9 protein-coding genes and 1 pseudogene are annotated in these 12,359 nt (G+C 58.9%); 6 read left to right on the top strand and 4 right to left on the bottom strand.

What is annotated here, in order from left to right:
- Positions 1 to 80: 80 nt before the first annotated feature.
- The 4 genes from ACN6KF_RS28415 (at position 81) to ACN6KF_RS28430 (ending at position 4,782) form a co-directional block, all read left to right on the top strand.
- Positions 81 to 2,870 carry a hypothetical protein gene (locus tag ACN6KF_RS28415; protein ID WP_434960250.1) on the top strand — a complete coding sequence of 930 codons (2,790 nt, stop codon included), beginning with the start codon at positions 81 to 83 and terminating at the stop codon, positions 2,868 to 2,870.
- A gap of 128 nt (positions 2,871 to 2,998) precedes the next feature.
- Entirely contained in the window at positions 2,999 to 3,460 is a 462-nt protein-coding gene (locus ACN6KF_RS28420; protein WP_434961328.1) for a DUF4189 domain-containing protein, read from the top strand.
- 161 nt (positions 3,461 to 3,621) lie between these two features.
- Positions 3,622 to 3,963 (top strand): hypothetical protein, encoded by a 342-nt coding sequence (locus tag ACN6KF_RS28425; protein WP_434960251.1) that lies wholly within the window; start codon positions 3,622 to 3,624, stop codon positions 3,961 to 3,963.
- Positions 3,964 to 4,020: 57 nt separating this feature from the next.
- Positions 4,021 to 4,782: a hypothetical protein gene (locus tag ACN6KF_RS28430; RefSeq protein ID WP_434960252.1), complete on the top strand. Its 762-nt coding sequence runs from the start codon at positions 4,021 to 4,023 to the stop codon at positions 4,780 to 4,782.
- Between the two features lie 138 nt (positions 4,783 to 4,920).
- Here ACN6KF_RS28430 and ACN6KF_RS28435 read toward each other — a convergent pair whose 3' ends face one another.
- The 4 genes and pseudogenes from ACN6KF_RS28435 to ACN6KF_RS28450 form a co-directional block, all read right to left on the bottom strand.
- Positions 4,921 to 5,130, bottom strand: a complete 210-nt coding sequence (locus ACN6KF_RS28435) for a hypothetical protein (protein WP_434960253.1) — start codon at positions 5,128 to 5,130, stop codon at positions 4,921 to 4,923.
- 298 nt (positions 5,131 to 5,428) lie between these two features.
- Positions 5,429 to 5,712, bottom strand: a pseudogene (locus ACN6KF_RS28440) (transposase); the annotation flags it as partial.
- Between the two features lie 483 nt (positions 5,713 to 6,195).
- Positions 6,196 to 6,396, bottom strand: coding sequence for a hypothetical protein (locus ACN6KF_RS28445; RefSeq protein ID WP_434960254.1), 201 nt, complete (start codon positions 6,394 to 6,396; stop codon positions 6,196 to 6,198).
- Between the two features lie 262 nt (positions 6,397 to 6,658).
- Positions 6,659 to 7,738, bottom strand: a complete 1,080-nt coding sequence (locus tag ACN6KF_RS28450; protein WP_434960255.1) for a YncE family protein — start codon at positions 7,736 to 7,738, stop codon at positions 6,659 to 6,661.
- A gap of 1,624 nt (positions 7,739 to 9,362) precedes the next feature.
- Between ACN6KF_RS28450 and ACN6KF_RS28455 the strand changes: the two genes are divergently transcribed.
- On the top strand, positions 9,363 to 12,047 hold the full coding sequence (locus ACN6KF_RS28455) for a glycosyltransferase family 39 protein (protein WP_434960256.1): 2,685 nt from the start codon (positions 9,363 to 9,365) through the stop codon (positions 12,045 to 12,047).
- A 98-nt stretch (positions 12,048 to 12,145) separates the two neighbouring features.
- The gene (locus ACN6KF_RS28460; protein WP_434960257.1) at positions 12,146 to 12,337 is read left to right on the top strand and encodes a hypothetical protein; all 192 of its coding nucleotides are present in this window, start codon (positions 12,146 to 12,148) and stop codon (positions 12,335 to 12,337) included.
- Positions 12,338 to 12,359 lie beyond the last annotated feature (22 nt).

Below are 12,359 nucleotides of genomic sequence, written 5' to 3' on the forward strand. Positions count from 1 at the left end.
TCTTAGGGTACCGCGTGGGTTTCATCCGAAATTGGTTGGCTAATGCCGATCCAGGCTGTCGCTCGCTTCGGCGCCGGTTGATGGCCTCGCTGCGACTTGCCCACCGCACGCTCGGTACCAAGCGTGGACAATTGGGGCTGGGGATACTGATAAGCGGTGGTGGAGCCGTCACGGCGACGCTCGGTGCGTTTGCGCTTCTTGGCGCTGTTGCTTCCGCCGCGAATGCAGCCCCTCTGAGCCTGGGCGGGGGAACCGTAGGCGGCAATGGTGAGCAAATCGCCATCGGAACCTTCTCTCAAGCTGTCGCAGGGGGGACCGGTGGTTCTCCGATCGCCATCGGTGTGGCCGCCAATGCAAGCGGGACGGCTCCTCCCGGCTTCACCTTCGAGGCAGTGGCAATCGGCAATTCGGCGATTGCGACCGGTCCGTGGGCAACGAGCGTTGGCACCAACGCCAGCGCGACGGGAACAGGTGGCAGTGCGTTTGGCACATTTGCCAATGCATCGGGAAACCAGGCGACGGCGATCGGTAATGGCGCGACCGCGACAAACACTCAGGCGACAGCCATGGGATATCTCGCCAATGCGAGCGCCGTCGATGCCACGGCGTTGGGCAGTGGCGCGACCGCGACTGCGACAGGCTCCACGGCTCTCGGGGCGCAGGCGAAAGCGAGTTTCAATTACTCGACAGCCCTCGGCGCCGCGGCCAATGCGAATGGCATGTATGCAACGGCATTGGGCATTAATAGTACAGCAACTGGCGATGGTTCGATTGCCGGTGGTTACTATAGTGTAAGCAATGGCCTCAATGCGATGACGCTGGGGGCGTTTGCGAAGGCAACCGGTATCAACACAGTTGCTATCGGGCCGGCCGCCAATGCTACCGGCCAATCGGCGACGGCCTTTGGCGTCAACAGCGTCGCAAATGGTGTCGGTGCCGTGGCTGTGGGTCCTGGGGCCAATGCCACAGGTACAAATGCCGCGGCCTTCGGACCTAACAGTCTCGCCAACGGCGTTAACACGACCGCACTCGGCAATGGCGCGAATGCCTCTGCTCAGGCAGGTGACGTGGCTCTGGGGGCGGGGTCGACAACGTCGACCGTAGTGAACACCACGGGAACAACCATCAACGGAACGACCTATACTTTTGCCGGGACGGATGCCAAGAGCACGGTCAGTGTTGGTTCGCTGGGCAATGAGCGCACGGTGACCAATGTTGCCGCCGGCCAGATTTCGGCGTCCTCGACGGATGCAATCAATGGTTCACAGCTCTACGCAACCAATCAGGCCGTCAGCTCGATCGGCAACAATGTCAACAATCTGGGTAATTCGGTGGCGAGCGGCCTCGGCGGTGGCTCGAGCTACGATCCCTCTACCGGCACGGTTATTACGAGCCTCAACTATGGCGGCGATACCTTCAACTCGGTGCAAGGGGTCATCGACAAGATCGGCGGCGCCATCAGCGGCGGCGGCATCAAGTATTTCCATGCCAATTCGACGGATCCGGACTCGATCGCCAGTGGCCAGAACGCCGTCGGCATCGGCCCCAATTCGGTAGCGAGCGGAGATAATTCCTTCGCGGCCGGCAACGGGGCACAGGCAAGTGGGGCCTCCTCGGTTGCCACGGGAAATGGCGCCACCGCCACTGGTAGCAACTCGATTGCGACCGGTACCGGCGCGAAGGCGAGTGGCAGCGGCTCGATCGCTTCGGGCAATGGCGCGCAGGCCGGCGGTAGCAACTCGGTTGCCGTGGGTACCAATGCCAATGCGGCGCAGGACAATGCGGTGGCTCTTGGCAATGGGGCGGATACCTCCGGCGGCCAGGCCGGCGACGTGGCACTGGGATCGGGGTCGAAGACCTCGACAGTGGTCAACACCACCGGCACGACGATCAACGGCACCAACTACACTTTCGCGGGTACCAACGCGACCAGCACGGTCAGCGTGGGGTCGGCTGGCAATGAGCGGACGGTGACCAATGTCGCGGCCGGCCAGATTTCGGGTAGCTCGACGGATGCGATCAACGGCTCGCAGCTCTATGCCACCAATCAGGCAGTCGCGGCAGCCAACCAGCAGGTCACCCAACTCGGTAACAACGTCAACAATCTGGGCACGTCGACGGCTTCGACGATCGGCGGCAATGCAAATTACGACCCCAATACGGGCAAAGTAACGATGCCGTCCTATACGCTCAACGGCTCCAACGCGACATATAACGACGTCATGTCAGGCGTCCAGGCTATTGCCAATGGCGGCGCAGGCCCTGTCCAATATTCCAATCCGGCAAGCCCCTCGACGCCAAACGGCGGTACACCAACCAATAGCCTCACGCTGGTTGGGACGGGCGGGCCGGTGACCATCAGCAATCTTGGGCCGGGCCAGGTCTCCGCAACCTCTACCCAAGCCATCAACGGATCGCAGCTCTATGGCACGGCCCAGTCCGTCGCCTCCGCGCTCGGTGGTGGATCGACCGTCAACAGCGCAGGCCAAGTCACGGCACCAAGCTATTCGGTCGGAGGCAATTCCTACAATAATGTCGGAGGCGCCGTTACCGCTCTCGACCAGCGCATCAATAACATTGGCGGCAACGTCGCCAATCTGCAGAGCCAGGTGTCCGACAATCTCAAGGAGGCCAGGAAGGGCATTGCCTCTGCCTTGGCGGCATCGGCACTACGCTATGACGACAGGCCGGGTAAGGTCTCGGTTGCAACAGGCATGTCTGTCTACCACCGGCAGGTTGGCCTGGCTGCGGGTCTCGGCTGGACGTCGGAGGATGCCAAGTGGCGAGCCAACGTGGCGGCTACCTTTTCGCCGGGTAGCGGTAAGTCCGATTTCGGTGTGATGGGTGGTCTGGCCTACACCTTCAATTAGTCTTAGCCGAACGGCGGAGGCCCGCCGATTGAAGCATCCGTCTCACCAAGTCATATCGTTGAGGCGGATGTATGCTCCTGGCACCGGGGTGTTCGTTGATGAAGAAGTTTGTGTTGATCGCCGTTCTCATGTTGGGACTCGTAGCGGAAGCTACGGCTGACGAGGCGAGAGTAACGAGATATGGTCAGGCTCAGCCGGAGGCTGCTACCACGACAAGTCGCGCGGTTTGGGGGGCGATCGCCTATTCACCGTCCCGTGGTAAAACTGGGATCTTCTACGGTGCGCCAACGCGCGATGAGGCGCGAGACACGGCCTTGCGCCATTGCCGAAATGCAGCAAATCAGCGTCAAAACGTAGCAACCGACTGCCAAGTTACGGTCATCGTTTATAATGATTGGGACGACCGTCGGATCGGCCGACGTTCTTCCCCGCAGGACAGGGCCCCGCATTGCGGAGCCGTCGCGGCGTCACGCGAGAAAAACTTTGCGTCCGTCCGGGCAAGTACGCTCGATGCAGCCCGAGATGGCGCTCTTTCCCAGTGTCAGCAAAAGGGACAGGAATGCAAGATCGTGACGGATCTTTGTACCTGAATCCAGCCGGATTAAGACTGCAACAACCGGTGTAGTTTGTCTATATGTGCGTTATACATAGATTTGAGGTGCATTTACGTTTTAAATTTTTGGATATATTGGCAAGGCATCCACCTCGCCGACGAGAGATGTGCGCGATCATCGAACCAATGGAGAAAAGAGTGAAGCCCTATGATCTCTTTGCCCTCTCAACTCGTGTCATGAGCGGGATTGGCTGGGATCGCGAACTTGAGACCGACATATTCCGAGCGACAGAAGTCAATATCCGAACGGTACGACCCCGTTACACTTTCTTGACGCGTTCACTTGATGCGGTCGAAGAGCTGCGTCGGCGCCTGTTACCGCAATGTCCTATCGCGGTTGGAACCTCCGCTGACATTGGCTGGGAGGCAGCCATCAACGGCCATACGGTTCACGCGTCTACCGAGCCGCGTGCTCGCCTGGCTGCGCTCCTGCGTGCCTATGCCATCGCAAAGGAGAGCCTGGAACGCCACCAAGAGTAACAATGTCTGCTCAACGATCAGATCGCTCCAAAGACTCATTTGTAAAATGCAGCTCCTTTGGAAGATGAGCAGCGTGCCGATCCCAACAAGAACCTGGAATCCATGAAAGTTCCTCCTTTACAGATAAGGCCGACTACTCTGCTCACTCTTGCTATGGCAGCAAGCCTGGCTCTACCGGCCATGGCGCAACAGCAACCGGCACAGGCCCCAGCATCGGCCGTACCTGCTCCGGCCAACGCGGCATCGGTTGGGCCACAGACGGCGAATCTTGAGCCTAAGACGGTGTTAGTGTTGGTGCGCTCCACTTTGATCGCGCTCGATCAGGCCAACAAGACCGGCAATTATTCCGTTTTGCGCGATCTCGGCGCGCCAGATTTTCAACGAGAGAACAGCAACGCCAAGCTGGCCGAGATTTTCGCCGCGCAGCGCAAAGGAAGACTCGATCTCGCGGCGGCGCTGGTGCTTGAGCCAGCGATCACCCTCGTACCCCAGGTCGAGAAGAACGGCCTGCTGCATCTTGCCGGCTTCTTTCCAGTGGATGCTGAAACGAAGCTGACCTTTGAGCTCTTTTTCCAAGGCGTTGATGGGCGTCTGCTGCTCTATGGTCTCACCGTGAATATTGCACAGGTCGGCGCCACACCGAACGACGGATCGCATGCTGCACCGATTCCTGCGCCGACTGCCTCGGCACCACCGGCCGCGCCCGTTGCAGCACCGATTCAAGCTGCGGCCTCTTCAACCAAGCCCAAACCTAAACCGAGGTCGACAGCCAAGCCGAAGATAGAGCCCGCACCGGCGCCAATTCAACGAAATCCCTGAAACCGATAGGAACGCGGCTGTGGACTCTACCACCGCGCTATCCGGTCTTCTTGCGCTGCCCGTCTGACCTTTGTCGTGATAACAAATCGTGAGCTGGCCGACGTATACGCCCATCTATTATACTGTAGGAGGCTGGCCTTATTTCTGCTGCGTGGCCGTTGGCAGGATCTCCGAGCTTGGAGGCATGACCGGAGCAGCATGCGGCACGATGGTGTCTGGCACAGGTGCGGGAGCCGACGGCATCTGAGCGATCGACCCGGGACCGGAGTTGGAATCGGCGGAGACGGCGATGCAGGTCTTGTTCACACCCGGCAGTAGGGAGATGCGCTTGCCGTTGCGGTTGATCATGATCTGGGACCGGGATCGGGCTAGCACCGGTTGAGCGCATATAGGTTTGCGCCGTGGAGCAATCGCTGGCGAGCGGGAAGACCTGCATGGTCACCCCGTCGCAGCCGCCCGATGGTGTCGGCGTAGCGATGATCGCGGCCAGGCCGTTGGCTGGCGATTCCAGCCCGACTGGACATCATATCTGGCATTGAGGGCGCCGCGTGACATCTGGTCGACAAGGCCGTGCATTGTGTCAATCCGAGCTGGTTGACCTGTTGGACGAGCAGAGGTGTTTCCGGCAATATCACCGGAGCCTGGGGAGCCGGCTTGCCTGGCAAAGTACCGCGCGGCTTTTTTTAGAAGATCGCGCTCCTCTTCGACCCTGCGTATCTCAGCGCGCAGCCGAAGGATCTCGCTTCTGGCTTCCAGCAACTCCTTCGATTGCTGCTCGGATCTGTCGGGTGAAGCGGCCTTGACCCACTTGTAAAGGCTGTACGCCGAGACGCCCAGGCGCGCCGCGACATCGGGCACGGAGTAACCCCGCTCGGCGACCTGTCTGACCGCCTCCTCCTTAAATTCCGGTGCAAATCTCTGCGAACTCATGACCAACCTCCTATGCTCAAAGGATAGGTCGGCTTTGTCTAACGGATCGGGGGCAGTCCACTCCTCGCGAATTCATTGCTGCCCGTTCACCCCCTAAGAGGTGTTCGTCTTTTGGGTGCCACACCACTTGCTGTGTGGATAGCGCGGGCGTTGCTTGGCTCCTCGAACGGTCATCGCCGCTGCACGACTATCATCAAATCGAAGAGTTGCGGCTCGGTACGCGTATGGTCGCGCGTAGACCATCCGACGATTTTTGGGTCACGAGATCGAAACGATACCAAAGTATGTAGTTTCGATACTTTGGTATAATCGAATTCGACGTGTCTTCTAATTCCCAGCTAATTTTCGATGGTGTATGTCATGCGCGCTCTCGCAGAAGAGCCGGAGGCCCGGATGACAACCTCAGCAAGGCGTCCTTCCCGGGCCTCCCCCCCAATATAGATATCCGTCAGTCCCACCGATTTGCCGTAGTTTAGCATAGTCTCAACGAACAGGTTCGACTTGTCCGGTCTTCATGGTGACGCGTTGTTCCTTGCTATGCACGTGGTTGTCCACACGGTCGGTCTTTGCGCCTTTGCCATCGGCCTTCTTCTTCAACAAGGGCGACCTGGCAGGCTGCTGAGCCGACAGCGGACCCGCCCGGTTTTGCCATCGATGCTGGCGGCCTTCGACCTCGGCGCTCATGCCTGCCGCTCGCCGCGTTGTAGCGCCAAATCTCGCGGGCTGCACTGGAAACCTGCTCTTTGCGGTAAGGTGTTCGACACTGGCGCCGTACAAGCAACTGCTTGCCATCCCGGTCCCAGCGCCCAGACCCAGCCGCTTATGGTCCATTCCTGGAGTGAATGAGATCGCTCGGATGGACGGTAGAAATATTTTGTTGCTGGCAGATGAAGGCACTACGGCATCCGGGATCGAATGGCCGTAGTGCCGTGGACGATAACCGCCTCTACTTCTTCCCGTAGGCCATGATCGTAAAGGTATTGGGATAGAAGGTGTTGGCGTAGAAGGGCGAGACCGCCGTCAGAATCTTCTTGGAGGCGTCGGCGCTGCCTTCGGCCGTGACCGCGTAGATCGTCTTGGTCGTGCGGTCGATCGCCATGGTGCGCATGCCGGCACGCGTACCCAGCGTCTCCAGCGGCTTGTAGCTGTCGGCGCCGCCGACCTCAAAGACGTTGAGGTTGGCGCTGATGCCATTGGCGGTGAAGATGCGCTTGAGATCGGCATCGTAGATGATGCTGTCGGTGCCGCCTCCGATTTCGGCGCTGTAAGCGACCTTGCCGTTGCTGCCGTCTAACACGATGAGGGAGGGCTTGATGGCATCGTGGCCGCGACAGCTGACATAGACCCGGTCATCGGCCCCATTCACGGTCACTGCCGTGGGACGGCCGCAGGCTGGCGTCGTGTCATAAGTGGCAGCGATCTTCCCAGCCTTGGTGTCGATCTTGTAGACCTTGTCGAGATCCTGGGCAGCGAGGAAAAAACCGGCCTTGCCATCGCTGTCGGCACCTTCCACCTTCTTGCTCGGCACTTTGAGGCGACCAACCTCCCTCAGGGACGGCATGTCCAGCATGATCAGTTCCGTGCCATCGGCTCCAGCGCCCATGTTCAAGACGAGGCGCTTGCTCGAAGGGTCATAGTGGCTGGTGTCGAGATCGCCGCCGACCTTGACCGGCGCCTGGGCCGCCAGGGTCGAAAGCTTGAACGGCGTGAGCGTGCCGTCCTCATTGTTGGAAATTCCCAGATCGAATTCCGGGATGAGCACCGCCCCGTTGGAACTGTCCTCCGCCGTCTTGTCGATGACCTTGATCACCTTGTCCGTTTTGGGATCGTAGACCTGGAGGCCTTCCTTGCGATGCCCCAGAAAGACGTGATGCGTGGCCGAATCGACGGAAACATAATCCCATCCCGAGGCCTTGCCCTCGATCATCGTGGCTTTTTGCAGATGCCAGCCGTCGAAAGCCAAAGCCGGCATCGCCCCCATACAAGCCAGCGTCGCGACGGAAATTGCCAAGCCGAGCCTAGTCATTCGTTACCTCCCTTTCAGCCCGCCCGCCCCGCAGGTTCTGTGCGTGGCGACCATAAGACACGAAGCTTTCAGGTGGCTTGCCTTTTCGCGAAACGTGTCAAATCGCATTCAAACGCAACCCTCTTTTCGCTTTGAATGCTGGGTCTGTCGCAACCTCGCTGACGCCTGGTGTCATTCAGCGCCGATCAAACGGGCTGGTGCGACTTCTTCATGACACAGGGGCTTCCTCCCATCTGTCCCTCTTTTTTTAAACCCAGAGGGGTCAGTTCTCAGATTCGACGGGGGGGCAGCTTCTCATTTCGCCTGACACTCCGAGCCAAGATGGGTTCTAATCAGGTCCTTGGTACGCTCTTCCTGCCAGGGGGCAAGTGTTCCTTTTGTTCGCTGGGCCGGCATTGCCTTGCCATATTTGGCAGTCACGTGGGTAGCCACGGCCGCCAGGATGTGATCGAGGGCGACAGGTTGGGAAGCGTTTTCTTCCTCCAGGACGGGCAGGATTGCCAAGCCCAGGTGACGTGCCGGCGGATTAAGAGATGTTAGCATCGAACTCGCGGCTGGCTTGGATATCGATTGGCATGGCACCCTCATCGGCATTTCAATGGTTTCGCGGGATTGTGATGCCCGAACGTCGATATCGATCCTTCATGAGGAGATCGATGGCTGGCTACGGCAAGAGATCGTTCGACTGTCGTCCGTAGGTCATTCCTCGCTGTTGCGAGACGGCCCACTGTTTGTGCTTCCACAAGGTGTTTGGACGGCCTGGTAGTAGATCGACGTTCAGTTGAAGTGATCGGTGGCGAACGTATATCAGTACATTCAATATTTGCTGAAGAAGTGATACGCTACGGCGCGCTGCCAATAACCACAAGTAATAACTAAGCCCTGCTTCTGAAACCAAATTACACTCAATAGCGCGATCTCGCCGCCAAAACGGTGATATGGTACGACAAAGGTGGGCTCAGTCATTCGCTTGGCGGAGCCCTGCTTCTAAGTCTCAGCTAATTCTGTACTTGGAGTATAGCACGCGGTCTCAAACGCGTGAACAAGGGTAGAACTAGTTGGTGCAACTCAAACATCCGTCCATATTTATGGACTCACTCACACACGAAGAGCCTCTTAATTCCGTGGTGTCAACGGTTGCAGGATGGGACAAGCCGACATCGGTCGTCACCGATGAGGAATGTCTCGCCGGCCCGTAGGCCTTCAACGCGCTTGTTGAGACCACGCGAATGATGAGGTCACTCACCTCAAGTCATGGGCCGCTGCGGCAGAGATGCAACCTGTAAGGTTCGTGCAACGGTACGGCTACCCCAAAACCCCGGCCTACAAACCGATGATGGTGGATCTGTGGACCTCCCCACCTCGTGGCACACGTTTCGCTATGACCTCAGTCGCAGCAAACCGGCGCCTCGTTTTTCTTGGTGGCCGCACGCGCCGCAGGATGAGTGTCAACAATGAGTACAGCAAACGCGCAGCGCAAGCCAATAGATAATCAAAGCAATAAATATAAAATATGGAATTTCATTCAAATATTAATTGAAATCTATCCATATTCAGAAATATTTTCAAATAATTTCAATTTAGGCGCAAATAATTCGAGAAATAATTTTATACGAGTGTTAGTATGCAAGAAGGTGTGCCAATAATGATGCTCCGGCAGATTGAGCGACAGGTTGCAGTGTCAATCATTGTGCCCACACTCGACGAAGTCGACAATGTCGATGCGGCAGTGTCATCGATATTGTCCCAGTCCTCGGACGGACTGGGGCTGGAGATTTTGGTGGCGGACGGTGGTTCTCGGGACGGCACCATCGCAAAGGTACGGGCGTGGGAGGGTATCGCCCCTGTTCGACTTGTGCTCTCGGACGGCAAGCGCGGCCTCGCCGGCGACGTGCTGGCGGCAGCACGCCAAGCGGCTGGACAGGTCGTCGTCGTCATGGATGCCGATTTGAGCCATCCCCCCGAGCACATCAACGACCTCGTACGACCCATTCTTGATGATGCCGCCGATTTGGTCGTTGGGAGCCGCTACGTGGCCGGCGGCGCAACCCATGGCTGGCCGGTCTCGCGGCAGATCCTGTCGCGCCTCGGTGGCTTGCTCGCGTGGCCGCTGACCGAATTGAAGGATCCGATGTCCGGCTACTTCGCCGTGCGCAAGGACCGGCTGCTGACGATCGACCCGCAAGCGGCCGGATTCAAGATCGGCCTGGAAATCATCGCCGAAGGAGGCGGCGCACTTCGTTTGAACGAGGTACCGATTGTCTTTCGCGACCGTGAGAACGGAGAGTCCAAAATTGGCTGGAGGCAGATGGCAACCTACGCCCGGCGCCTGGGGGTGTTAGCCGGCGGGGCAGTCTCACTGGGAAATATCTGGCGCTTCGCCGCTGTTGGATTGATCGGGGTCCTCGTCGACCTTCTCGTTTTCGAACTTCTCCTCAGCACCGGCCTTTCGCTGGCTGTCGCCCATGTTGCTAGCTTCGTCGTCGCGACATTATCCAACTATGTGCTCAACTTGAAATGGGCGTTCGCGGACCGCGCACATAGCCGGCCGGAAAAGAGTTGGGTGCTTTACCTTCGTTTTCTCGCGGTGTGCATCCTCGCGCTTTCCCTGCGCGGCGGCATGCTGGCGGGCGCCGTCGAACTCCTCGGCTGGCCTGCCCAGGCAGCCATCGTCCTTGGCATCGGTGTGGCCGCATTCGTCAACTATTTCGGCTGTGCCTTCTTCGTCTTCCCGTCTTTGAGTTCCCGCGTGCCCTCCGACATACGCTGGCGCGTTGCCGCAATGGGCCTGGTTGCCTACGTTCTCGTGCTGCGGTTGATCTATATGGGCCTCGTCAACCTCCTGCCGGAAGAAGCCTATTACTGGAACTATGCGCAGCATCTCGACATCGGCTATCTCGACCACCCACCGATGGTGGCCTGGCTGGTCTGGCTCGGTACAAATCTATTCGGCAACACTGAATTTGGCGTGCGCGTCGGCGCGACCCTTATGTGGCTTGCCACAGCCTTCTTCACCTTCCGGCTCACGCGTAATCTGTTCGGCAAGTCTCCGGCCTTCGTCGGCGTGCTCTTCATCGCCACGCTGCCCTTCTTCTTCACGATCGGCCTGACGATGACGCCCGATGCGCCCTTGACGGCAGCCTGGGCCGGTACGCTCTGCTTTCTGGAGCGAGCGCTCATCGCAGGACAGCGCCGCGCCTGGTGGGGCGTCGGTATCTGCATGGGACTGGGCCTGCTTTCGAAATATACGATTGCGTTGCTGGGGCCTGCGACGCTCCTGTTCATGCTCGTCGAACCCCAATCAAGGCGTTTGCTCGCACGGCCGGGACCTTACCTAGCTGGCATACTCGCGGCATTCCTATTTTCGCCGGTGATCGCCTGGAACGTGCAGCACGGCTGGGCATCCTTCGCATTTCAAAGTACGCGGCGCCTGCAGGGCGCGAATGACTTTGCCCTCCCGTCCCTGATCGTCGCGATGCTCGTACTTCTGACGCCGCTCGGCTTGCTTTCTATCGGGTTCGCGCTGCGCGCCGTCAGGCGGCTGACTGGAAACGCGTTGACGCCGGAGGCCGGGCGGCGCTCGCTCTTCGTCCTCATTTATACATTCGTTCCACTCTCGGTCCTCGTGGCCTTCAGCCTCTTCCACGCGGTTAAGCTCAATTGGACCGGTCCTCTGTGGCTCGCCGCGCTACCTGCCGTGGCAGCAGTGGTTACAGCGACGGGCAAAGTTGCCACGCGTTCCGACATTCGTTTGCAATGGTGGTGGGCTCCGACTGTACTGGTTCTCGTCGTCGTCTATGGTCTGAGCCTGCATTACCTTGTTCTGGGTTTTCCGTTGGTGGGGCATGGTGGTGGCTTGCGCCCCCTTCCAGTGGGTTGGAAGGAGTTTGGACAAAGGGCCGCCGCGTTGCGCAATGAGATCGGGCGCGACGAGGCCAAGGAACCGGTCCTTATCGGCACGGATGCTTACTTCCTCGCGAGTGAGATGGCTTTTTACAGCCGGAGCGACAGAGGAACTGCAAGCTCGGTTGGTCGCGGTGCGCTGGGTGGGCACAGTCTCATGTACAATTACTGGTACAAGCCAGAAGATCAGCGCGGCAAGACTGCCATATTATTCGCGCTGAAGCGCGAGCAGGTCGGGGATCCGACGCTCAATGGTCGATTTGCCCGTTTGGGAGATATTGTCGAGGAGAAAATCCTTAAGGACGGAAAAGGCATTGGTCGGTTCTTTTATCGGGTCGGATATGATCTTCGTCCGGTTACCGATGAAGAAGCCCAGTCGGGCGCTTTCGACGCGCCTTCCGATTGAGGGGAAGGCTGAGAGCTCATGCCTGTCGACGCCGTGAGCGCAAATCGCAGGTCACGTCGAAGGGAGGGATGGCTAAAACATCCTGCGGGACGCCGGGAATGACGGTCGAAGCGGTGGATTTGGCGGGAGCTGGCGACGCTTTTGGCGGGACGCTGACCTGGTGCTTGTCTCAGCGCTGGGCATTCGAGGATGAGCTGGGCCTCGCGCTGGCTGGCCGCGGCTTCCCTGTTGGTGACCATTCATTGGCCGCGCTGGGGAAAAGTCGCCTTGGTGTGGAGGCGTGTCGTTGACGCGGCTTTACACGTTTTATGC

Origin of the sequence: Labrys methylaminiphilus subsp. lupini (assembly GCF_051161885.1) — a bacterium.
GTDB lineage: Bacteria > Pseudomonadota > Alphaproteobacteria > Rhizobiales > Labraceae > Labrys.

Coding starts and splice junctions, on each gene's coding strand:
- ACN6KF_RS28415 (WP_434960250.1), top strand. CDS start 81: ATGGCCTCGCTGCGACTTGCCCACCGCACGCTCGGTACCAAGCGTGGA.
- ACN6KF_RS28420 (WP_434961328.1), top strand. CDS start 2,999: ATGTTGGGACTCGTAGCGGAAGCTACGGCTGACGAGGCGAGAGTAACG.
- ACN6KF_RS28435 (WP_434960253.1), bottom strand. CDS start 5,130: ATGATCAACCGCAACGGCAAGCGCATCTCCCTACTGCCGGGTGTGAAC.
- ACN6KF_RS28445 (WP_434960254.1), bottom strand. CDS start 6,396: ATGAGCGCCGAGGTCGAAGGCCGCCAGCATCGATGGCAAAACCGGGCG.
- ACN6KF_RS28450 (WP_434960255.1), bottom strand. CDS start 7,738: ATGACTAGGCTCGGCTTGGCAATTTCCGTCGCGACGCTGGCTTGTATG.
- ACN6KF_RS28455 (WP_434960256.1), top strand. CDS start 9,363: ATGCAAGAAGGTGTGCCAATAATGATGCTCCGGCAGATTGAGCGACAG.
- ACN6KF_RS28460 (WP_434960257.1), top strand. CDS start 12,146: ATGACGGTCGAAGCGGTGGATTTGGCGGGAGCTGGCGACGCTTTTGGC.